Source organism: Terrabacter aerolatus (assembly GCF_007991735.1).
Taxonomy (GTDB): Bacteria; Actinomycetota; Actinomycetes; order Actinomycetales; family Dermatophilaceae; genus Terrabacter; species Terrabacter aerolatus.
Genome location: NZ_BJYX01000029.1, coordinates 1 through 22,470 on the forward strand (window position 1 = coordinate 1; position 22,470 = coordinate 22,470).

Annotated in this window: 18 protein-coding genes; 6 read left to right on the plus strand and 12 right to left on the minus strand. The window is 69.4% G+C overall.

Annotation, left to right across the window (positions count from 1 at the left end; translation table 11 throughout):
* Positions 1-214 precede the first annotated feature (214 nt).
* On the minus strand, positions 215-1,699 hold the full coding sequence (locus TAE01_RS18205; RefSeq protein WP_147068236.1) for an HNH endonuclease signature motif containing protein: 1,485 nt from the start codon (positions 1,697-1,699) through the stop codon (positions 215-217).
* Between the two features lie 82 nt (positions 1,700-1,781).
* On the opposite strand from TAE01_RS18205, the gene TAE01_RS18210 reads away from it, so the two are divergent.
* Positions 1,782-2,135: a hypothetical protein gene (locus TAE01_RS18210; RefSeq protein WP_147068237.1), complete on the plus strand. Its 354-nt coding sequence runs from the start codon at positions 1,782-1,784 to the stop codon at positions 2,133-2,135.
* Positions 2,136-2,267: 132 nt separating this feature from the next.
* On the opposite strand, the gene TAE01_RS18215 is transcribed toward TAE01_RS18210, so the two are convergent.
* Positions 2,268-4,073, minus strand: a complete 1,806-nt coding sequence (locus TAE01_RS18215) for a CotH kinase family protein (protein ID WP_147068238.1) — start codon at positions 4,071-4,073, stop codon at positions 2,268-2,270.
* A 268-nt stretch (positions 4,074-4,341) separates the two neighbouring features.
* Between TAE01_RS18215 and TAE01_RS18220 the strand changes: the two genes are divergently transcribed.
* The 5 genes from TAE01_RS18220 to TAE01_RS18235 all read left to right on the plus strand — a co-directional run bounded on the left by TAE01_RS18220 (position 4,342) and on the right by TAE01_RS18235 (position 9,478).
* Positions 4,342-4,887 (plus strand): NADPH-dependent FMN reductase, encoded by a 546-nt coding sequence (locus TAE01_RS18220; protein ID WP_246111446.1) that lies wholly within the window; start codon positions 4,342-4,344, stop codon positions 4,885-4,887.
* A 476-nt stretch (positions 4,888-5,363) separates the two neighbouring features.
* Positions 5,364-5,540 carry a hypothetical protein gene (locus TAE01_RS20610; RefSeq protein WP_186815278.1) on the plus strand — a complete coding sequence of 59 codons (177 nt, stop codon included), beginning with the start codon at positions 5,364-5,366 and terminating at the stop codon, positions 5,538-5,540.
* A gap of 22 nt (positions 5,541-5,562) precedes the next feature.
* On the plus strand, positions 5,563-7,437 hold the full coding sequence (locus TAE01_RS18225) for a DEAD/DEAH box helicase (RefSeq protein WP_371860862.1): 1,875 nt from the start codon (positions 5,563-5,565) through the stop codon (positions 7,435-7,437).
* A gap of 420 nt (positions 7,438-7,857) precedes the next feature.
* Positions 7,858-8,652 (plus strand): helix-turn-helix domain-containing protein, encoded by a 795-nt coding sequence (locus TAE01_RS18230; RefSeq protein ID WP_147068239.1) that lies wholly within the window; start codon positions 7,858-7,860, stop codon positions 8,650-8,652.
* Between the two features lie 88 nt (positions 8,653-8,740).
* A complete protein-coding gene (locus TAE01_RS18235) occupies positions 8,741-9,478 on the plus strand; it encodes an AAA family ATPase (protein WP_186815279.1) in 738 nt (245 codons plus the stop codon).
* Between the two features lie 27 nt (positions 9,479-9,505).
* Here TAE01_RS18235 and TAE01_RS18240 read toward each other — a convergent pair whose 3' ends face one another.
* The 10 genes from TAE01_RS18240 to TAE01_RS18285 all read right to left on the minus strand — a co-directional run bounded on the left by TAE01_RS18240 (position 9,506) and on the right by TAE01_RS18285 (position 22,455).
* The gene (locus TAE01_RS18240; protein WP_147068240.1) at positions 9,506-10,834 is read right to left on the minus strand and encodes a hypothetical protein; all 1,329 of its coding nucleotides are present in this window, start codon (positions 10,832-10,834) and stop codon (positions 9,506-9,508) included.
* Between the two features lie 65 nt (positions 10,835-10,899).
* On the minus strand, positions 10,900-12,384 hold the full coding sequence (locus tag TAE01_RS18245) for a YfhO family protein (protein ID WP_147068241.1): 1,485 nt from the start codon (positions 12,382-12,384) through the stop codon (positions 10,900-10,902).
* A 157-nt stretch (positions 12,385-12,541) separates the two neighbouring features.
* Positions 12,542-14,044: a hypothetical protein gene (locus TAE01_RS18250; protein WP_147068242.1), complete on the minus strand. Its 1,503-nt coding sequence runs from the start codon at positions 14,042-14,044 to the stop codon at positions 12,542-12,544.
* A gap of 121 nt (positions 14,045-14,165) precedes the next feature.
* The gene (locus TAE01_RS18255) at positions 14,166-15,419 is read right to left on the minus strand and encodes a hypothetical protein (protein WP_147068243.1); all 1,254 of its coding nucleotides are present in this window, start codon (positions 15,417-15,419) and stop codon (positions 14,166-14,168) included.
* Between the two features lie 185 nt (positions 15,420-15,604).
* Positions 15,605-16,528 carry a type II secretion system F family protein gene (locus TAE01_RS18260; protein WP_246111447.1) on the minus strand — a complete coding sequence of 308 codons (924 nt, stop codon included), beginning with the start codon at positions 16,526-16,528 and terminating at the stop codon, positions 15,605-15,607.
* Positions 16,525-18,483: a type II secretion system F family protein gene (locus tag TAE01_RS18265; protein WP_246111448.1), complete on the minus strand. Its 1,959-nt coding sequence runs from the start codon at positions 18,481-18,483 to the stop codon at positions 16,525-16,527. The genes TAE01_RS18260 and TAE01_RS18265 overlap by 4 nt, the downstream gene beginning before the upstream one ends.
* Before the next feature lie 29 nt (positions 18,484-18,512).
* Positions 18,513-19,910: a TadA family conjugal transfer-associated ATPase gene (locus TAE01_RS18270; protein WP_147068246.1), complete on the minus strand. Its 1,398-nt coding sequence runs from the start codon at positions 19,908-19,910 to the stop codon at positions 18,513-18,515.
* The gene (locus TAE01_RS18275) at positions 19,907-21,079 is read right to left on the minus strand and encodes a CpaE/TadZ family protein (RefSeq protein ID WP_147068247.1); all 1,173 of its coding nucleotides are present in this window, start codon (positions 21,077-21,079) and stop codon (positions 19,907-19,909) included. Before TAE01_RS18275 ends, TAE01_RS18270 begins: the two co-directional genes overlap by 4 nt.
* Positions 21,076-21,873 carry a Flp pilus assembly protein CpaB gene (gene cpaB / locus TAE01_RS18280; RefSeq protein WP_147068248.1) on the minus strand — a complete coding sequence of 266 codons (798 nt, stop codon included), beginning with the start codon at positions 21,871-21,873 and terminating at the stop codon, positions 21,076-21,078. Before cpaB ends, TAE01_RS18275 begins: the two co-directional genes overlap by 4 nt.
* Positions 21,874-21,918: 45 nt before the next feature.
* The gene (locus tag TAE01_RS18285) at positions 21,919-22,455 is read right to left on the minus strand and encodes a hypothetical protein (RefSeq protein WP_147068249.1); all 537 of its coding nucleotides are present in this window, start codon (positions 22,453-22,455) and stop codon (positions 21,919-21,921) included.
* Between the last annotated feature and the right edge of the window lie 15 nt (positions 22,456-22,470).

Below are 22,470 nucleotides of genomic sequence, written 5' to 3' on the forward strand. Positions count from 1 at the left end.
CCGACAGGTCGAAGGCCGACAGGTCGAAGGCCGACAGGTCGAAGGCCGACAGGTCGAAGGCCGACAGGTCGAAGGCCGACAGGTCGAAGGCCGATCCAGTGGGGGCCGGGCCGCACGCGGGACCCGGGAGCGGATCGCACCCGGGACCGCAGTGCGGACCGCCGCGGCATGCCACCGACCCCGCCATGGTCGGGCGAGGTGCGGGGCGAGGCAGCTAGACGTGCCAGGTGACGCCGGCTGCCGTCACGGTGGCGGTGAGGCCGCGTCGATGGACGACCGTGTGGTGTCGGCCGCAGAGCAGGGCGCCGTTGGCCAGGTCGGTGGGTCCACCGTGGAGCCAGTGGGTCACGTGATGCGCCTCGCACCACATCGGAGACACGGTGCACCCCGGATAGCTGCACCCCTGGTCGCGGACGGCGAGCGCCCGGCGCTGCGCCGGCGAGAAGAGACGGCGCGTGTACCCGAGGTCGAGCACCTCCGACGGCGCCCCGAGGACCATGGGCACGATGCCTGCCTCGCAGGCGAGGCGGCGGACCGCCGAGGGCGAGAGCGCCGCATCGGTGTCGAGCATGCCGACGCCGCGGAGCGCATCCATCAGCGCCTCGAGCGTCATGGTGACCACGAGCGTGGTGCGCGGCGAACGGGTGACCCCCTCAGGGGAGGCGACGCCGCGCCCGATGATCTCGAGAAGGGCGTCGGCCCGGCGCGCGGCCGCGGTGCGCGGATCGACGTCGCCGGCCGCGGATCCCTGACGCGCTCGTGGACCCTCGGACGGCTGACTCGCCGCGTACGGTCCGGCCCCGGTGGCGTCCGGTCGACCGCCGCTTGCCGTCGCACCTGCCCGTGCACCTGCCCCTCCTGCTCCTGCCCCTCCTGCCCCTCCTGCTCCTGCCCCTCCTGCCCCTGCCCCTGCCCCTGCCCCTGCCCCTGCCGCAGCCTCCTCGGCCGGGGCGGGCGCGAGGTCCGCGGCGAGGTCGGGCCGGGGCCGGGACAGCCGGTCGATGGCCGCCTCGATGATGGCCGCCCCCTCGGGGTCGACGCGCAGCTCGAAGACGGTGAACCCGGCACACGAGCGGACCCTGCGGAACGACCTCCCCAACCGGAGCCCGGCCTCCTCGGACTCACGCTCGGCCGGGGGCTTGAGCGTCGCTCGAGCGTGCGCGATGAGTCGGCCCAGCTCGCGAGCGGTCAGCGCGTCGCACGCCTCGACCATCGAGTCGACGATGCCGGCGAGGTGGTCAGGGTCGGCGATCCGGGCGACGTCGTCGTGGAACCGGACGATCGCAGCGGCATGGCCCACCGGCACCTCGGCAGCAGCCACCCGCTCGGCGAGCCGCGCCCATCGGTGCTCGTTCATCGCCGCAGCCACCCGCGTCACCGCCGCTGCCGCGGGCCCGTCGAGCCCGCCACCGCTGCCATGACCCGCGAGCCCGGCCCCGGCCTGCTGGCGCAGCCAGTCGGTGCGGGACAACCCGTCGTCCGCGCCGAGTCCACGTGAGTCCGCCTCGCGCGCGAGCACGGCCGTCAGCGAGTGGCTCAGCTCCCGGACGGCCTGCGCCTGGCCGATGACCTCGCCGACCTCCCCCTCGGGCAACGACCACGTGGGGAAGTCCCGGGTCAGGTCGCGCAGGGTCTGGGCCATCGAGCGCAGCACGTCGACGAGGCTCGTGGCCGGCGCGACGGGGGCTGCTGTCTGCATGATGACCACGATAGGGTCGACCACTGACAATGCACTACGTCGTCATACCCCCACCATCACCGCCCGCACGCGAAGGAGACCGATGCCCGACACCCGCCGCGGCGCCGACCGCACGAAGGTCCTGTCCGTCCGCCTCACCGAGGAGGAGCTCGAGGCACTGTCGACACGGGCCACCGAGATCGGCGTCGGCCCGTCCACCCTCGCGCGCACCTTCGTGCGGCAGGCCCTGGCCGCCACGGCAACCACCACCCCCTCGCCGCCCTCGCCCTCCGCACCCTCCGAGCCCTCCGCGCCTGCCGCCTCACCCGCCCCTGCCACCCGTCCCGCAGAGGACTCCACGTTCGAGGCACAGCTCCGAGCCCGTCTCGAGGCCCTGCTCGCCGCCGACCTCGTGACGCGCGTCGAGGCGCTCGAGAGGTGCGCGGGCGGGCACTGAGCCGACCTGCCCGAGGGGGCACACGGCATACGTCATCGTGCGACCCGACGCGGGCCGGACCCCGACAGGCCGGCGCCGCCCACCTCGGGAGGTGGACGGCGCCGGTCGGTCACGGGGACGCCGGAGCGACCCTCACTTCTTGGCGATGCGGATCTGCAGGGCCTCGATGCGCAGCGACAGGCCCGTCGTGCCGGCCGTCGCACCGTTGGAGACCCAGCTCATCCAACCCCGGTTCTGCACGAACACCCGGTAGCTGATGTTGTAGCTCGTCGCGAGGGCGCCGGTGAGCTTCAGCTGGATCGCCTCCATGCGGAGCGACCGTCCAATCGTTCCGATGACGGCACCCGGAGCCTGGTAGCCCATCCAGCCGAGGTTCTGCACGTGGGCGTTGCCCACGATCGCGCCGGTCGTCGTCGTGTTGGTGTCGGTGATCTTGATGGCCTCGGCGCGCAGGGACCGCCCCGTCGTGCCGACCATCTGGCCGGTCGAGACCGTCGGCTGCCAGCCGATGTTCTGCACCTGCGCCGAGTAGCGCAGGACCGGGACGTTCGCGCCGTAGGCGTGCGCCAGGTACGACGCGCGCTGCGAGGCCCACGTGCGGAGCAGCGCCACCTCGGCGGCCCACGTCGACGTGATCGGCGAGTGCCCGCCGTTGAAGGCGATCACCGAGGCCTGGCCGAGGATGTTGGGCCAGACGACGAAGTTGTGCGCGGCCGACTGCAGCAGATGGGCCTGGTAGCTGTCGATCTTGGTCGGCACGTCGCTGACGGACGACTTCAGCGTCTCGTACGTCGCGTTGGCCTGCGCGGCGAACGACTGGTTGCGGAAGAGCTGCGTCCACCAGTCGAAGGGGCCGTTGCCCTTGACCGTCAGGAGCTCGTTCTTGACGTAGTCCTCGGTGGGGTTGCCGCCGCGGTTGGCGTTGGCGTAATTGCCGAGGGAGATGTCGTAGTCCCAGACCGGTCCGGCGTGCAGCTTGTCGGTCGGGCCGTCCTTGTAGAAGTAGACGCTCGACGAGGCGACGTCAGGGTTCTCGACGAACTCGGAGACGAAGTAGTACTTGATGAAAGAGTCGACGTCGATGAGGGCACTGATCTTGGTCCAGTCCGGATTCGGCGCGTAGAGCAGTCCCTCGAGGGTGTTGATCGTGCTCTGGGCGTCGTTCCAGCCGGCCTGGGTGTCGGCGTCGAGCACCACTCCCGGGTCGTTCTTGAACCCGACGTAGGAGTCCTTGAGAGTGAAGATCGACTTGCTCTTGGCCGTCGTGAAGTGGAACGGGTCGGCGGCGCCGTAGTGGCTGTCCATCTCGACGAGGACGCCCTGGGTGTTGGTCAGCGCGACGTGGCTGTCGGGCTTGGTCGCGTCGAACTTCGTGACGGTCACCTTGTCGGTCAGCAGGTAGCTGCCGAGGTCCTGGCCGTTGACGACGAGGTCGACGAACCGCGACTCCGGGGTGCCGTACATCCCGAACTGCCGGGCGAGCTCGAGGGTCGTCCTGTTGCGCAGGAGTGACGGGTCGGCGCGGTTGGCGATGAGGATCCACGTCTTGCCCGGCAGCATGCCGAGCACCGCGGTCTTCTTGTCGAACTTCAGCTGGTACGACTTCTTGTCGAGCGTCCAGGTGAAGTTGCCGTGTCCCTTGATGTTCGGGCAGGCGACCCCGTCGGGCGCGGCATCGGTCGGCAGGGTCGTGCACTTGAGGGTCTGGGTGGTCGTGCCGTCGGCGATGTCGACCTGGCTCGCGACGGGGATGTCCTTGTTGGCTTGGATGAAGCTCAGGGTGTCCTTCGCGGGCAGGTCGGTCAGCGTCACGTAGACGGTCGGCAGGTCCGTGACCGTCGCCGGTGGCGTGGGCACCACCGCTGAAGCGGACACGGCAGGTGCCACCAGGGCCAGCGCCGCGAAGAGCGAGAGGCTCGCAATTCGTAGGTTTCTCATAGGAAGAGAATGCAGCGATGATGAATTCGTGAGATCGCTTTGGGAATTGTCGACCAATTAATCACAAACGCTTTTCGCGATATTGTTTGACATGTCGTTTTTATCCGGTCGACATTTCCCGTCCCGCCGAACGTCCCAGGGACTTGGAGGGCTCTCGGGCGGCTCGCCGAAGGGGCCTGCGGCCCGACGCGGTTGCGTGTGGCATGGCTCACAACGGACGCACGGGGTGGTCCGGAATGCCCGACAGCCCGTGATAGTTGGTTGAAGCGTGAAGCAACTTCGTATCGTCGTGTCCAGCACCCGCCCCGGCCGCATCGGCCCCAAGGTCGCGGAGTGGGTCGCCTCACAGGCGCCCACGAGCGAGTGGGAGGTCGAACTGCTCGACCTGTCGTCGCTGCCGTTCTTCGACGAGGAGGACATGCCTCGCAACGGCAACTACGCCAAGCCGCACACCAAGGACTGGGCCTCCAAGGTCTTTGAGTCCGACGCCATCGTCGTCGTGACGCCGCAGTACAACCGCAGCTTCCCGGCCCCCATCAAGAACGCCATCGACTACCTCTTCGCCGAGTGGGACGCCAAGCCGATCGCGCTCGTCGGCTACGGCTGGAGCGGCGCGAGCGACGCCACCGCCGACCTCACGAAGGTCCTCGAGCACGTCAAGGCCGACGTCGTCGGCGCAACCGGCCTCGTCTTCACCCAGGACGTCTCCCCCGCGGGCGACCTCGATGTCACCGACGAGCGCCGGGCCGAGCTGGGCGCGCTCCTCGACGCGCTCGCGGCCAAGGTCGACGAGCCCGTCGGCGCCACCGCCTGACCGCACGCTCTCCCCGACGGGGGCCGCCCATTCCGGGCGGCCCCCGTCGTCGTCCTCCGCACCTGCCGGCTCGCCTGCCGCCTCGCCTGTCGGCGCTTCACGTCCTCCGATGGCGTATGCCGGGTGGCCCTTGGCGCTCCACCCCGCCACTGTGTCCGTTTTGCACACCGACAAAGGCGCACGGTGATACGAAACGGACCGTTCTGCCGCCGTTCCTGCATTGCGCGACGCTCCCGGCCGTTCGCGCGAGCACCCTCGGGGGATGCACGAACGCCGACGTGCACGCCTCGAACCACCCGAGCCCACGCACGGTCGTCAAGAGCAGCGCTTGTGCCGTGCCTGCGGCGCTCATCGCCGGACCGGTCCCCGCGGCAGCGTCCATCGTACGATCCTCGACGTCACCAGCCGCACTTCACTCTCGTCGAGGGTGGGCCTGCCGCGTGCTCGTCCTGCGGAAGGGCGCAGACGAACCACCAGTGAGCGCCAACACCGAGATCTGCGCGACCTACGTCCGCTACCGGTGCGACTGCTTGCCGACGGTCGGGGGCTCCCGACCGGTCACGATCTGCAGCGGCAACCGCTCGACACCTCCCATCACGGGAGGTGGGGGCACCTGCCGCATCGGCGACGTCTTCCCGCTGCCTGCCACCTGAGCCCACCGCCCGCGCCGACGGCATGTCGCCCGCCCCTGCCGGACGCACTACCGTCAGGGGGGTGAGTGAGCAGAGCAACCAGTCCGAGTCCCCCGAGTCCGACGCGCCCGAGATCGAAGCGGGAGCTACGCCGGACGACGAGCGCGTGTCGTTCGCCGACCTCGGCCTCGACGACAAGGTGCTCAAGGCACTGCGCGACGTCGGCTACGAGTACCCCTCCCCCATCCAGGAGGCGACGATCCCCGCCCTGCTCGAGGGGCGCCACGTCGTCGGACTGGCCCAGACCGGCACGGGCAAGACGGCGGCCTTCGCGCTGCCGATCCTCAGCCGGCTCGACCTCAGGCAGAAGTCGCCCCAGGCGCTGATCCTCGCCCCGACGCGCGAGCTCGCCCTCCAGGTGTGCGAGGCGTTCGAGCGGTATGCCGCCCACCTCAAGGGCGTGCACGTGCTGCCCGTCTACGGTGGCCAGGCCTACGGCGTGCAGCTGAGCGCGCTGCGGCGCGGCGTGCACATCGTCGTCGGCACCCCGGGGCGCATCATGGACCACCTCGAGAAGGGCACGCTCGACCTCAGCGAGCTGCGCTTCCTCGTGCTCGACGAGGCCGACGAGATGCTGAAGATGGGCTTCGCCGACGACGTCGAGACGATCCTCGCCGACACCCCGGACGACAAGCACGTCGCGCTCTTCTCGGCGACGATGCCCGCGCAGATCCGCCGGATCTCGAAGAAGTACCTCCAGGACCCGGTCGAGATCACCGTCAAGACGACGACCTCGACGGCGCCGAACATCACCCAGCGCTACCTCACGGTCAGCTACCCGCAGAAGGTCGACGCCCTGACGCGCATCCTCGAGGTCGAGAACTTCGAGGGCATGATCGTCTTCGTCCGCACGAAGAACGAGACCGAGACGCTGGCGGAGAAGCTCCGCGCCCGCGGCTTCTCGGCCATGGCGATCAACGGCGACATCGCGCAGAACCAGCGCGAGCGCACCGTCGACCAGCTGAAGTCGGGCAAGCTCGACATCCTCGTCGCCACCGACGTGGCGGCGCGCGGGCTCGACGTCGAGCGGATCAGCCACGTCGTCAACTACGACATCCCGACCGACACCGAGTCCTACGTGCACCGCATCGGGCGCACCGGCCGCGCCGGCCGCAGTGGCGACGCGATCTCGTTCGTGACGCCGCGAGAGCGCCACCTGCTCAAGGCGATCGAGCGGGCGACGCGCCAGTCCCTCGTGCCGATGAGCATGCCGAGCGTCGAGGACATCAACGCCACGCGCCTGACGCGCTTCGACGACGCCATCACCGAGGCGCTCTCGACCGATCGGGTCGACTTCTTCCGGGACGTCATCGCCCACTACGTCAACGAGCACAACGTGCCCGAGGCCGACGTCGCCGCGGCACTGGCCGTGGTGCTCCAGGGCGACGAGCCGATGCTGCTCGACCCCGAGCAGGTCCGTCCCGCAAGGACGTTCGACGACCGCGGCCCCCGCGACCGACGTGACGACCGCCGCGACGACCGACGCGACGACCGTGGTTCGCGTGGCCGCAGCGAGCGCGGGGACCGAGGCGACCGGGGCGACCGTGGCCCGCGTCGCGGTGCCTCCGGCCCGATGGCGACCTACCGGATCGCCGTCGGACGTCGCCACAAGGTCGAGCCCCGCCAGATCGTCGGGGCCCTGGCCAACGAAGGTGGCCTGGGTCGAAGCGACTTCGGGCACATCGACATCCGCACCGATCACTCGCTCGTGGAGCTGCCGGCGACCCTGCCGCCGGGCACGTGGGACAAGCTGCGCTCGACGCGCATCTCCGGTCAGCTCATCGAGCTGTCCGAGGACCGCGGTGCGGCGCGCCGCGACGACGCGAAGGGGCCGCGCACCCAGCGACCCCGCGACTGACGGGCGCGGGCGGCCACCTCACGCCACCTCACGCCACCTCACACCCCCCGGTTCCTCGCGCTCTCGAGATGCGGCGTTCCGGCAGCCCCGGCGGCGCGTCGGCGCCTCCATGGCGACCGGTTGCGCTCACCGGGGCTGCAAGACCTCCCAACCCCCGAGCAACTCTCCGACCGCCGTCACGACGCGCCTGGCGTCTCGGAGGTCCACACCCGGCGGCGCCCCACAGCGCCGGAGGCGGACCTCCGAGAACGAGCCATGCGTCGCAACCTCCCCTGACGGTCCCCCGTCGTGCCATTGTGATGAGCAACGCGATCACGACATTAGTGCCTCATCGGACACCTTGACGCCAGCCGCGACCGCCACCACGACAGGGGTTCGTGCGCCCGGGAGCGCCGCACCTGCCCTGCGGGAGGAGGAGAGGTGTCGGACCAGCGAAGGCTCACGGCGACCACCGCCCGCGACCTGGCCGTCGCTGCGGCCCGGGGCGAGTCCCTGGCCCCGCTGCTGCCGGCCGTCGTCGACGCCATCCGGGCTGACGCCGGCGTCGGCATCACCCGGATCCGACACGTCGGCGGGTCCGTCGAGGTGTCGGTCGAGACCGCCGGGTCCGCGCCCGTCGCGGCGGAGGTCGGACGCCTCGCCGCCGACGTCGCCGACCAGCACCCGGCCATCCTGACCCTCTCGACCGACCATGCGACCCTCGTCAGCGACCTCGTCGTCCTCCCCGACTTCTGGCACACCGAGGTCTACGAGCGCATGCACGGCCACGTCGGAGGGCGCTTCCCGATGGCGATCCTGCTGCACGCCTCACCGGAGGAGATCCTCTTCCTCGGCGCGCACCGCTCGCGGTCGGACTTCAGGCCCGACGACGTGGAGGCGCTCGAGACCATCCAGCGCCCGCTCGCTGCCGCTCTGACCTTCCGCGCCGCGCTCGACGCCACGACAGCTCTCCTGCGCGGCGACGACCCCTCTGAACCGCACCCGGAGGCGCTCGACCCGGTGGCCGCCCTCTGCTCCGAGTACCGGCCCACGCGCCGCGAGTCCGAGGTGCTGTCGCTGGCCTCGGCGGGCTGGACGAACGCACGCATCGCCCGGCGCCTCGGCATCACCGAGCGAACCGTGCGCAAGCACCCCAGCTCGGTCTACGAGCAGTCGGGACGGAGCGGGCGCGCCGCTGCCGCCACGTGGTGGGCCTCCATCCAGGACAAGGGCTGACCCGCCCGCACCCCGCACAGCCACCCCACCGAGGACGTATGCCGTCCCCTTCGGCCCGTGGACCGCCGCCTTCTCCTAGGGTCGGGTCATGGGGGACGAGTGGACCACGCCACTGCCGGTGCGCCGGATCCGACGGTCGGACGACGCGACGCTGTCGGACGGCCAGTGGCCGGCGACGCTGGCCCCGGTGGCGCAGGTGCTCGACCGAGGTCTCGAGCTCGCCCAGGCCACCGTCGTCGTCGGAGAGAACGGGGCCGGGAAGTCGACGTTCGTCGAGGCGGTGGCGACGGCATACGGCCTCTCCCCCGAGGGAGGTTCGACGGGGGCGATGCACTCGACCCGGGTCACGGAATCATCGCTGTCGCAGTCGATCTCGCTCGTGCGCGGGGCGGGCGCCTCGCGCTGGGGCTACTTCCTGCGGGCCGAGACGATGCACGGGCTCTTCACCTACCTCGAGGACAACGCCTCTGCGCGTGGCGAGACCCGCTTCCACGAGCTGAGCCACGGGGAGTCGTTCCTCGCGATGCTCAACAGCAACCGGTTCAGCGGCGACGGCTTCTTCGTCATGGACGAGCCCGAGGCGGGGCTGTCGTTCGGCGCGCAGCTCGCTCTCGTGGACGCCCTGATCCAGCTCGTGTCGCAGCCCGGGGTGCAGGTGCTCATCGCCACCCACTCGCCCGTGGTGGCGAGCCTGCCCGGCGCGACGATCCTCGAGTTCGACGAGGACGGCATCCATGAGCGCACCTGGGAGGACCTCGACGTCGTCGAGCACCACCGCCGCTTCCTCGAGGCTCCCGAGCGGTACCTGCGCCATCTGCGCTACTGACGGCCGGCGGGTCGAGGGCGGGCGGCCCTACGCCCGGACGAAGAGCGCACCGCCGGGCTCCGATGCACGCAGTCGCCACGTCGGGTCCGCGGTCAGCCGCTGGGCCAGCCCACTGCTCGGAGGCACCAGGACACACCCTGCTCCCGCGAGCCCGGCGGTGACGTCGCCCTCCCCGCGGATGAGGCGCTCGGCGGCCAGCACCCGCTGAGTGCCGTAGAAGTCGTTGCGGGAGTCGATCGACACGAGGACGTCCGGCCGCTCGAGGAGCACGAAGCCCCCGACCAGGTAGGAGTTGAAGACGTGGCACCGGTCGGGGATCTGCGTGACCACCGCAGCGGGGTAGAGCTCGGTGTCGGGCCGGCCGACGTGCCCGAGGCTCGGGACCGAGAGGGCCACCAGGCTGACGAGGACGGCGGCCGAGACCGCGACGACGACCCGGTACACCCGTCGGGACCGCCCGTCGGAGGTGAGGCCGGTCAGGGCAGCCGCGACGACGGGGACGGCGGCCAGCACGAGGACCGGCAGGATCCTGATGGCCAGGAGCGAACCGAGCGTTGTGACCATGAGCGCCGAGGTGAAGACCGCGTCCCGACGCCGCACCGCCACGACGAGGCCTGCGATGCCGATCAGGAGCATGACCAGCTGGGCCGGGCTCGTGGGGTCGAGGTGCTGCCACTCCACGACGACGTCGGACGAGGCGTCCTTGACCGAGGCGGTCTGGGTGAAGAGTCCGATGCCGTAGGGGTTCGCCAGGGCCCCGCCCGCCGCCGCAGCCGTTGCGGCGAGGCAGCGCCGGCCCGCGCCTCGTGTCGTGCGCCGCGTGAGCAGCAGCAGAGCCGTCAACCCGGCGATGGCCACCCCGAGCAGAGCCGCGGCGTGCAGGTTGACCCAGAGAGCCATGACGAGGCCGACGGCGAGCACCGCGACCCAGGGGCGCCGCCCGTCCACGACGTTAACCAGGAGAAGCAACAGCACCATGACCGCGACGTAGTCGACCAGCTGCGGCCTCGCCGAGAGCCACGGGACGAGGACCGGCGACGTGAGCAGGAGCACCGCCGCGGCCATCAGCGGCGAGCTGCCCAACCGTCTCGCCGACACGAGGACGACCGCCGCCGTGGCCAGGACGATCCCGCCGCACACCAGCGCGACGCCCGGCAGACCTGCGAGCTGGTACGCGGCTCCGACGACGACGTTGTAGCCCCAGGAGTTCAGCGTCCACGGCTCGCCGTGGGCGGTCCACGAGAAGGGGTCGACGCGCGGCAGGGACCGATGCTCCATGGTCAGGAGCCCTGTGCGCACCTGCCAGAAGGTGTCGGTCTCGGCCAGCGTGCCGGCACGCAGCACGACGAGAGGCACGACGGCCGTCCACGCCAGGAACCACGCCAGGCGCCCTGGGTCACCGCGGGCACGGGCGGGTGTCGTCAACGCGGGGCCCGGAGGAGGACGTACTCGCTCCCCCGGTCGACGACAGTCCACCGGGCCTGCGCGACGAGCGCCTCGACGACCGGCTCTCCGTTGCCGAGCAGGGCGTAGGAGCACTTCGTCCTGCGCACGTAGTCCTGCCAGCCGGGGGCTGCGGCCTCGAAGTCGAGGTGCTCCTTGACGTGGCCGGCTGCGTAGATCTCGACCCGGCCGTCGATGGTCGGACGAATGTTGGGGTGGCTCCAGATGAGCCATCCGCCGATGCCGTAGTTGTTGCACACCACCGTGTCGTTCGGCAGGGCCGCGAGCTGCGCGTCGAGGTCGTTCGCACCCCACGCGGGAACCGCGGCTCTCGTGGGCAGGATCAGCGCTGCGATGAGCAGGGCGAGCGTCGTGAGGCCGATGGTCATCGCGACCTCGCGACGGGCCTCGGGCTCCCGGTCGGGAGGGAGCAGGCCCTGGACCGTCGCGGCTGCGACGGGCGCGATGATCGCGGCGCCGACGGCCACGGTGCGGCTGTAGAGCAGAGCGAGACCGATCGCGAGGGCGACGAGGAGGATGTCGGTCCACCGTGTCGGCTGTCGCGCACGCGCCCAGACGAGCAGGACGGTGCCCGCGAGCACGACGAAGGCGAGGAAGCCGGGCTGCCGGATCGACGGCGGCATCCATTCCTGGATGTACTGCGTCGTCTCGTTGACGGCGAAGGGTGAGAGCAGCAGAGAAGGCCCGGTCGGCGTCAGGGCGGCGGCCGCGAGCGAGCCGAGTGGCACGAGGGCCAGACGCTTCCACTGCCGGCGCGAGACCGCCCGGTCCAGCGCCATCCCCGCCAGCGCCACCACGCCGATGACGACGCCGAAGAACCACATCCCGTGCGTGCACGCCCACACCCACGTGACCGGCACCAGCCACCACCGCGGCCGGCCGTCCGCTGCCGAACGGAGCCACGCTGCCGTGAAGGCCACGGCGAAGGCGAAGGAGAGCAGGTGCGGGCGGAGCGACAGGCTCTGGCTCATGGCCACGAACGCGACGGAGGTGGCAGCGCCCGAGGCGAGCAGCGAAGCCCGCGCACGGGTGGCGCGCCAGAGAGTGAGCCCGATGATCGCGCCGCCCAGGGGCAGCAGCCACGCGACACCGGGCAGCCCCAGGAACTGCTGCGCGAGGCTCATGACGAGCTCCGGGAGCCACTCGTGCAACCGCCAGGGCTGGGTCGACATCGTGCTCCACGGGTCAGGCCCGTTGAAGGTCCAGGTCTGACGGAGACGGTCGCCGGCGGCGAGGTGCCAGAACGTGTCCGAGTCCCCGACCGGACGAGCGATCTGGATGACCGCGACGAAGATGACGAGGCCGGGCAACGCCTGGCGCACCGCCAGCGGCAGGGGACCACGACGGCCGGCGGACGGGGCCTGCTGCGTGCCAGCGGCCTCGGAGCGAGGCCCTTGGCTGGGCCCCGCAGCCGACCTGGCAACCCTCGTGTCGCTCGTCACTGGAGGATCATCCCTGCTCACTGACTCACCCGAGGGCGTTTTGGGTGGATTGACTCCGGCCCTGAGGCCGCTCGGACAGCACGTGTCGCGCCCAAGAAGTTCTGACCCGTCTCGCTGCTGCGCAGCACACCATGGTTTGACGAGGCGCTGGCCGACCTCACTTACAAGGGTGGTGCGCGTAGATCACTCCCCACCCAGTCTCTGCGACGCGACAGAACTCCGTCCGGACCACGGAGTTTGCCTCGTCGGAGCCACGAACGGCATAGGGCGAAACCTTCTCCATGAGGCCCTCGGGCATCGGCGTCAGAAGGAGCACATCCGACCGACGCAGGTCCTCTGCGAGCCCGGAGCCAGCACGCGACGCCGCCCCACCGGTCAGATCAAGGAAATAGGAACTGGGCCGCAGCTCCGGGATCAGGTGGTAGGCCGCGACCCGAGTGATGGAGTCTCGGCTCAGGTCGGTAGAGCCCACGAACAGCGAACCACCGGGTGCAGCGTGAGCCAGCAGCGCAGACCGGGTCTCCATCAGGCCCGCGTACTCCGCGAGGGGGATGACCGCTGACCTGTCGCCGAACTGCAACGCGACGGTCGCCGGCGACGGGCGCAGGACCGCCGCCATCACACTCCCGACCGCCGCGACAGCCATGGCCACGAGGACCATCTTGCGGCGTCGGAGAGCATCCGGGGACTCGGAACCGACGACGGCGACGGCGACCAGGGGCACTGTGACGCAGAGCGTGTAGAGCGCATGCTCCGGGTCCACCCGCTGCAGGCTCTGGGGCAGGATCGCCAGCGCCAGCAGAGCGTGCGCGGCAGAGGAACGCGTGCGGTGCTTCAACGCCAACCAGACCAAGGCCGATGTGACACCCACGACGGCCACGACGAGGGTCACTGACCGAAGGGGGTCGTCCATCAGGCGCAAGGACCCGTTGATCCCCGCGCGTCCGGGGCCGATGTTCCGCCACATCCGCGACCCGGCGACGACGAAGAGCCAGGCGGTCGGGGCGAGACCCGCAGCGAAGCCCGCCACCAACCAACGCCACGTCGAGGACCGCCACAGGAAAGGAACAAGTACCGGGAGGCCGACGATCGCCAGTTCTGGACGAAACGCGGCAGCGAGACCGACCATCAGCCCGGCCCCGAAGTGCGTCGGGCCACCACGCCGCTCGGCGAGCGCCAAGGCCGCGATGAGGCAGGCGATTGCTCCCAGCCACGCATAGGCGACGGAGCCCAGAGGCGCCAGGAGGATCAGACAGGCCCCTCCCGACAGAAGGCCCGTCATCCGGCTGCGCGAGCGACCGAGCATGTAGCAGCCCAAGGCGACGGTGAGGTGGATGAACAGGCCGAACGCGCGCTCGACCACCAAGGAGCCCCCGAAGGCACCGAACAGCCCTGCCAAGGCGTAGAACGGCGCTGGACCGTACACGGTGTAGAAGTCGCGATGGGGCACGAGACCGGCCCTGACCTGGTCCGCGTAGACGAGCAGGATCGACTCATCCAACGACGTGAGTGGCCATGCGAAGGAGGGCAAGGCAAGCGCTGTTGCACCCACGCCCATCATCGCGATGTCGACGACGATTCTCTTTCGACCTGAAGAGACCGCATTCCCCGGCGGGTCGACCGTGCGCGGCGCCGAACCCGTTGTCCCCCTGACAAACATGGGAACAGGGTGCCGCACATCAGGTAACTGCTCGGACTAACGGGAAAAGTACTATCGATAAAAAGAATTCATATCCAGACATAATGTGACAAATCGGTCAAAAGCCATGAGCGGGACGCCCTCACCGTGATGAGCGCAGCAACACGTAACCACCGGAATGGCCGACGTCGATCCAGCTGCCGGGTGGCCGCATGACGTGGACGACTGCGACATCGACGGGTAGCACGGCATACGAACAACCGACGCGGGCGGGGTAGGACTGCCACCCGTCGTCCGCAGCGATGAAGCCGAGGTAGGCCAAGATGTGCTCGACGGAGTAGAGCTCGACGCGAGTGTCCATCGTGGGCCGGAGCCCGGGGTGCTGCAGCATGAGCCAGCCACCATCGGCCTGGTCGTTGCAGACGACCGTCCCGGCCGGCAGCCGGTCGAGCGCCTCGTCGAGGCCGTTCGGCCCGATGGCCGGAACGGCCGCGACGGTCGGCGACAGCAACGCGGCGACGACCAGACTTCCGATGGCCGAGAGTGTCAGCCCGGCCCGCTCGAGCCTTCCCGGACCCACGACGGGTTCGTGCACCAGGTCCTGAATAGCCGTGGCAGCCAGCGGAGCCAGGATCACCGCCCCCAGTCCCACGGTCCGCGACCAAGTGCTGACCAGCCCAAGCGCGAGCAGCCCGAGCAGGACCGTGGTCCACCCACGCCGCCGATGCCGGATCAGCTGGACGGCAACCGGAACCATGAGGGCCAGGGCTGCCAGCACTGGCGGGTCCGTGAGGCTCGGGCGCTGCCACTCGGTGATGAAGGCCGTCACTCCCTCGACCTGGAAGGGTGACGTGAACAGTCGTGGACCGACGGGCGTCACTGCTGCGGCGGCCACCGACAGGACTGGGACGAGGCCCAGCCGCACACCCTCTCGGATCGGTGCCCGGCGCTCGGCCACCATCCCCACGATGACGACGACACCCACGACCGGACCGACGAACCACATGCCGTGGCTGCACGCCCAGAGCCACGTGACCGGCACGAGCCACCATCGCACCCGCCCGTCATCCCGGGTGAGAAGCCACGCGCTGGTCGTGACGGCGGTCAGCGCGAAGGTCACGAGCTGCGGCCGCGGTGACAGGCTCCCGCTCAGGGCGACGAAAGTCACGGCGAGGACCAGCGCGCTCGCCAACGGCGAAGCCCGGCGGCGACAGGCAGCCAGAACGGACATGCCGATGATCAGCGAGCCCAGGCAGAGGAGCCACGCCACACCAGCGAGACCGTATGCCGCGTACGCCCGGTGCATGAGCACCTCGGGCAGCCACTGGTTGAGGATCCACGTCTTCTCGGTGGCAGCACCGAACGGGTCGTCCAGGACGAACTGCCCTGTGCTCACGAGGTGCCCGCCCGCAACCACGTGCCAGAAGGCATCTGGGTCCTTCACCGGCCCGAGCGGCTTGAGCGCGACGAGCGTAAGCACGAGCGGTGGCAGCAGCCAGCCGATCCGAGCGAGTGGTGAGCCACCGCCAGGATGTGGCACGACCCGGGCTTCCGCGTCGGTGGCGACCGGCACGGCGGGGGTCAGCCCCCGAAGGCCTGCATCATGCGGATGCCACCCGGGCCGATGATGACGATGAAGAGGGCCGGAAGGATGCAGAACATCAGCGGGAAGAGGATCTTGATGGTGACCTTCTGCGCCTTCTCCTCCGCCTTCTGCCGTCGGACCAGACGCATGTTCACCGTCTGCTCACGAAGCACACCGGCGATCGGGAGTCCGAGACGATCGGCCTGGACGAGCGCCGTGATGAAGTTCTTGACCTCGGGCAGTGTGACCCGATCCCCCATCGAGCTGAACGCCTCGCCGCGTGACTTGCCGATCTGGATCTCGGACAGCACACGCGCGAACTCACCGGAGATCGGACCGTCGACGTTGCGCGCCACCTGGAGGAGGGCTGCGTCGAACCCTTGGCCGGCCTCGACGCAGACGCTGAGCATGTCCAGTGCGTCGGCGAGGCTCTTGCTCGTCTCCTCCTGACGACGCAGGGCGACGTTCTTCAGGAGGAGGTCCGGCAGGAAGAAGAGAACTGATCCGCCGATCACGCCGTAGAGAAGCGCGTTGGGAAGCTGGAACTTGGCGTAGAACGCCCCGATCACGATGCCGAGGATCAGCGCCGCTCCCTTGAGGCCGAGGATGCGCTCGACCGTCCAACCAGCAGGATTGCCCGCCTGGTCCAGCAGCTTCGTGTACCGGTCGTCGGCGCCCCCCGGCGACAGGGCACGGGCTAGTCCCTTGGTGCGCTCCAGGATGGGGGCCACGAGACGGTCCTTCGCGGCCAGCTCGGTCGTCACCACCTCGCGCCGATCGACCGACTGGTCGATGAGCAGGAGGGACTTGGCGACCCCTCGGGGCTCTCCACCGCTGGAGCCCACGCTGAGGACGGCGATGAGAACGCCCACGGCGAGGAGCCCCGCGGCCAGGTAGACCGGGTTCAGGTTCACGATCACACCTCGATCTTCACGACTTGGCGCATCCAGATGATGCCGACTCCGAGCGAGACGACGCCGCCCACGCTCATGAAGAGACCGACCGTCGTCGTCCACAGCAGGCTGACGTACTCATAGTTGACGCGAGTCATGTAGATGAAGATGAAGATCGGGAGCGCCACGAGGATGTAGGCGGACAGGCGTCCTTCAGCTGACAGCGTGGCGACCTGCCGGTGCAGGGACTCCCGCTCGCGAAGTGTGCCGGCGGTCGTCCGCAGTGTGTCGGCAAGGTTGCCGCCGACCTCGCGCTGGATGCGGATGGCCATGACGGTCCAGTGCATCGACTTGCTCTCCATGCGAACAGCCACCCGTTCGAGGGCATCCGAGATGTCGGTTCCGATCCGGGTCTCGGCAAGGGCACGACTGAACTCCTTGCCGGCCGGCTCGGCGGCATCGCGTGCCACGGCGTCGAGCGCCTGCGGCAGGCCGAAACCGCTGCGGAGGCTCGTCGAGATGAGCAGCAGGATCTGGGGTAGCTGGGCCTCGAACTTCCGGGCACGTCGAGATGCGACGAAGCGCAGTCCCCCGGGCATGACCAGCAGACCGAGGACGCCGCCGAGGAGGAGCCCGAGAGCCTTACCCTCTCCCGCGAGCACCATCCCGACTGCCGCACCGACGATGACGGCGACGACGCGCAGGACGAGCCACTCCCCCGCCCGGAAGGGCAGGTCGGCACGCTCGATGAGGGCCATGGTCCTGCTGGTGGACTTCCGGTCCTTCATGACCCGGTCGCCCATGTCGAGCAGCTGAGCCGTGATCGTGCTCTGCGCGGCCTTCATCTCCTGCCGCGACAGGGCGACGACGTCGCCGACGACGTAGGAGTCGATCGAGGCGACGCGCCGCTCGCGCTTGGTCTCGAGCGTCGGCATGAGCGACGTCCCCAGCATCACGAAGAGACCGAGGGCGAGGAGGCCGCCGGCGATGTAAGGGGTCCGGTCGGTGATCGGGACCGGTCCGAGGCTGGCCGCCGCGGAAGCGGGCGCCGCAACGGCCGGAGCCGGCGACGGAGACCCGGAAGGACGAGGTGCCGCCGCAGACGCTGCGGTGAAGGTGACCTCGCGGCTGAAGCCGAACGGAGTGTTGCCTGCGACGCCCGAGATCTCGTAGCTGTGCGGGCCGGTGAGCGGCTTGGGGATCGCGGACGAGAACTGGACCTGCCGGTTGAGGGCCTGCGCCGAGGCGGCGAAGGCGGCCGACACGGCCGCGCCGTTGTCCGCCGCCACGACGGTCCCGCCGTTGGCGTCGGCAAAGGCCTGCAGGGCCTTCGTCGCCTCTGGGTCGTTGGTGTTAAAGCGCACCACGTCCACTCGGATGCCGCCGGCCTTGAGCTTGGCGACGGCGCTCTTGAGAGCCAGGGCCTTGTTGTCTGCCGTGGTGTCGGCACCGTCGCTCAGCAGGACGATGCTGCGGTCGCCCGACCCGCCCAACACGGCCGCGGCGCTCTGCATGGCGGCATACAGGCTGGTGTCACCCCGTGACTCGAGACCGTTGATGACGCGCTGCGCGGCCGCACGGTCCAGCGTGGGCGCGAGGTCGACGCCGGCGGTGTTCGCGAATGAGGCGACGCCGACCTTGACGTCCGTGGACACGGTGCCGAGGTAGGTCGCTGACGCCTTGCGGACGGTTGCCATCCCCTGCGCGCCCATCGAGCCGCTCGTGTCGATGACGAGCATGGCTCGGCGGTCGAGCTTGGCGGCCTGCTTGACGGTGGCCGGGAACGGCTCGTTGTCGACGAGGAGCTTGAGGGACTGGGGGCTGAGCTGCACGTCCACCTTGCTGCGCAGCGTGATGACTCCCGTGACGGTCGATCCAGTGCCCGAGGATGTCGCCTTGACGTTGCTGAGGCCGACGGACACGTCGTCCGCCTGTGCGGCACCTGCGGGCAGGAGCACCAGACAGGTCGCAGCGGCAGCCACCCCCACCAGCAGACGACGCGTCACGACGTTCACAGCACCGACCGGGAGAAGAGCGTGACGGGCAGCTCCACTCCGACGTCCGCGAGGTCGGAGGTGAACTTCGGACGGATGCCGGTCGGCACGAGGCCGCCGAGGAAGCGACCGTTCTCGTCCCGGCCGGCGCCGTAGTTGAAGGTGAAGATGTCCTGGAGCGTGATGACGTCGGACTCCATGCCGACGACCTCGGAGATGGCGACGATGCGGCGCGTGCCGTCCTTGAGTCGTGACTGCTGCACGATGAGGTCGACGGCGCCGGCCACCTGCTCGCGGATGGCGCGGACCGGGAGGTCGACACCGGCCATGAGGACCATCGTCTCGAGACGCGCGAGGCTGTCGCGAGGCGTGTTGGCGTGGACCGTCGTGATGGAGCCGTCGTGACCGGTGTTCATGGCCTGGAGCATGTCGAGCGCTGCGCCGTCACGGATCTCACCGACGATGATGCGGTCGGGGCGCATGCGCAGGCAGTTCTTCACGAGCTCACGGATGGAGACGAGCCCGCGGCCCTCGATGTTGGCCGGGCGGGCCTCGAGACGGAGCACGTGCTGCTGCTGCAGCTGGAGCTCGGCGGCGTCCTCGATGGTGACGATGCGCTCGTCGTGGGGAAGGAACGAGCTGATGACGTTGAGTGTCGTCGTCTTCCCCGAGCCGGTACCGCCGCTGATGATGATGTTGCGGCGCCCCTTGACGCAGGCGTCGAGGAAGTCGCGCACGTTCTCGGTCATCGTGCCGAACGAGATGAGGTCCCGGTCGGTGAACGGGTCAGCCGAGAACTTTCGGATCGTGAGCATCGAGCCGTCGAGAGCGATCGGTGGCACGACGGCGTTGACACGTGAGCCGTCGGGCAGGCGAGCGTCCACCATCGGGCTCGACTCGTCGACGCGCCGTCCCACGCGACCCACGATCTTGTCGATGGTCCGGCGCAGGTGGGTCTCGTCGGAGAATCGTGCATCGACGGGGAAGATCTTGCCCGCGCGCTCGATGTAGATGTCCTCGGCGCCGTTGACCATGATCTCGGAAACCTCTGCGTCGCGCAGATAGGGCTCGAGCGGCCCGTGTCCGAGGATGTCGTCGGAGACGTCTTGGGCGATGCGCGTGCGGTCCGCGTGCGAGAGTGGCGTCTGCTCGGAGTCGATGACCTCCTGCAGGGTCGTCCGAACCTGCGACGCGAGCTCGCTCTCGCTGAGGTTGGGGTCGTAGAGGCGAGGACCCAAGGAGGCGACGAGCGCCTGGTGCACGCGCTCCTTCACTCCTGCGAACGGGTCTGCGCCCCGGCGACGCACCGGTGCTGCTCCGTTGGTGATACGGACCTGGCCACCCTTGCCCGCCGATGGCTCGTTGATCTGGCTCGACTGACGTGCCCGCTCGAGGCGTTCGGCGAGGTTGCTCATTTCTTGCCTCCGAACAGGCTGAAGCTGCGCTTGGCGCCGTTCTGGAGGTCCTCGCCGAACCGGCGACGGATCTCGTGGTCAGCCAGCTCGCGGATGGCCAGGGACACCGGGTTGCGCGGGTCGTCGAGGACGATTGCGACCCCACGGTTGACAGATGCGGGCACCGTGAGGCTGTTGGGGACGTTCGCCGAGATGGGCGCCTTGAGCGCTGCCTCGACATCGTCCGGCTTGAGCCCCACCTTGGCGTCCGCACGGTTGAGCACGATGGTCCGCGACTCCTTGGAGGCTCCGAGCGTGTCCAGCGTGTTGATGGCGATACGCAGGTTCTTTACCGCGGGGATGTCGAGCGTCGCGATCAGGACGGTGAGGTCACTGACATCGAAGGCCGCCAGGACGTGCTCCGTGAACGACGGGGGCGTGTCGACGATGACGTAGTCGTACTGGCCCCGGGCCACGCGGAGCAGCTCGATGATGACGTGGGACGGCACCCGGTCGGCGTCAGCGGGGTCCGCGGGCGCGGCGATCACGTCGAGGCCGCTCTCCTCGTGTCGCGTGACGACGGACTGCACGCCCTGGTCGTCGAGGTGTCCGCTCATGGCGACGACGTCGCGTACCGAGCTGTGCGGCATGAGCTGCAGGCTGATCGCGACGTCTCCGAACATGAGATCGAGGTCGACGAGGAGCGTCTTGGCGCCGATCGAGGCCAGGTAGACGGCGACGTTGGTCGACATCGTGGTCTTGCCGACACCACCCTTGGCGCTGAAGACCGTGATGATCTTTCCATCACGGCCACCAACCGTTGTGCCGTGGCCGCTGAGCTGCTGCGTCAGAGCGACCGAACGCCGGACCGCGTCCGCGAGCGCCGTCTGGTCGTCAGCCTGGACGACCTCCCGGACACCGCTGCGCAGGGCCTGGGCCAGCGCTGTCACGTCCAGTCGGTGACGAAGCAGGATGACACCGAGCTCGGGGCGGTCGATGCGCTCGCGTTCCGCGAGATCGCACGCCGAGTCCAGATCGATGTCCGGTCCGATGACGACGAGCGACTGGTCGCGGTCCTCCTCGAGAGCTCGGCTGACGCGCGGCGCGGAGTTGAGCTGCAGGGCGTCGCCGCCGAGAGCGAACCGGTACGTCTCGATGGCTGCGGGGTCGAAGTCCCAGAGGATGGTCATTGACCGGTCACCCCACTACGGAGCTGGAGGTCGGTGACCTCCAGGCCGGTGTCCATCTTGACGTCGGAACCTCGCAGTGCCCCGTACAGCACCCTGTTGTTGATGCCATGGATCAGCACCGGAGCATCGGCCGGCTTGACGGCCACCGTGACGAGGTAGTTGCCGCTGGCACCGGCAGCCGTGGCGGGTTGCGCGTCGCCGGTCGGCTGTGGAGCCTGCCCGGACAGGGGCGCGTCGCCCATGCCGATGACGAGGACGTCTGGCAACAGCAGGCTCGTGCCATGGATGTCGTTGTCGTTCAAGATCTTGGCCTCGGGCGTGTTGCGGAGGTCCTTGATCTTGTAGGACTGGTAGAGCGCGATGTGGGAGCCGGGCGTGACGAACTTGCCGACACGGGCAGGGTCCGACAGGGAGACGGAAACGGCCAGCATTCCGCTGGGGACCTCGATCGCCTTCGTGCCCGCTGGTGTGTTGCCGAACCGTGCGGCCAAGAGGTACTCCCCGGCCTGGATGTCGGACGTGGCGAGCAACTCGTTGTTGTCGGCGTTGATCTCTTGGAGCGCGCCGGCCGGGACGGCCTTGGCCGAGACCGATGTCTGCACGATCAATCCGGTGCGCTGAGCGTCCTTCAGCGTTGTGCCTGCCGGGATCGGCTGCTGGGCCACCCAGACGGGCGCGGGCGACTCGGCTGCGATGGCTCGCGCGTCGGCGTTGTGTGCGTAGGTGACCACCAGCAAGCCGCCCCCGATGGCGAGGGCCAACGCCACGACGATGGCAAGGATACGACGGTTCATGCGGAGGTCCCCCCAGAGATGATGTTCATGGTGATTCGCCTGGTGTCAGCCTGCCGGGCCGATAACCTTGCCGCCCTTGGACGGACCGGAGCCGATGGATGACCCGGACGGTAGGAGGCCACTGGTGAACCAGCCCCAGATGCACTTGGAGCTGCACACGTTGAGCTCGTCGTTGTAGACAGCGTTGGAGCCAGCCGCCGGCAGCGACGAGTACCCAGCCAAGAAGAACGAGGCGACACCGGACATCGTGTACGTGCCCGAACTGCCGTTGCCCGTGACGGACTCGCTGACCGGGATGAAGACCTCGCTGCCCAGGTACTGGTCGAGGTTCGCGGGGGTCTTGCAGCCGTTGGGAACGGAGGCATCGGTGTCTCCGACGGCGGTCGCGTCCGCGGCGATGTTGGTCACGCAGTTGGTCTCGGTGAGCCACCCGAACCCACCGGGGTAGTACTGACCGTTCGCCTTGCGACAGGCGGGACCGACGTTGTTCGCGATTCTCCTCGATGACTGGGTCCCCTCGACACAGTCGTCGAGGAGAATCGCGAACTCAACGGCGGATGCGCCGCGCTCACTCCTGGCCATGCCAGATCGTCCTCC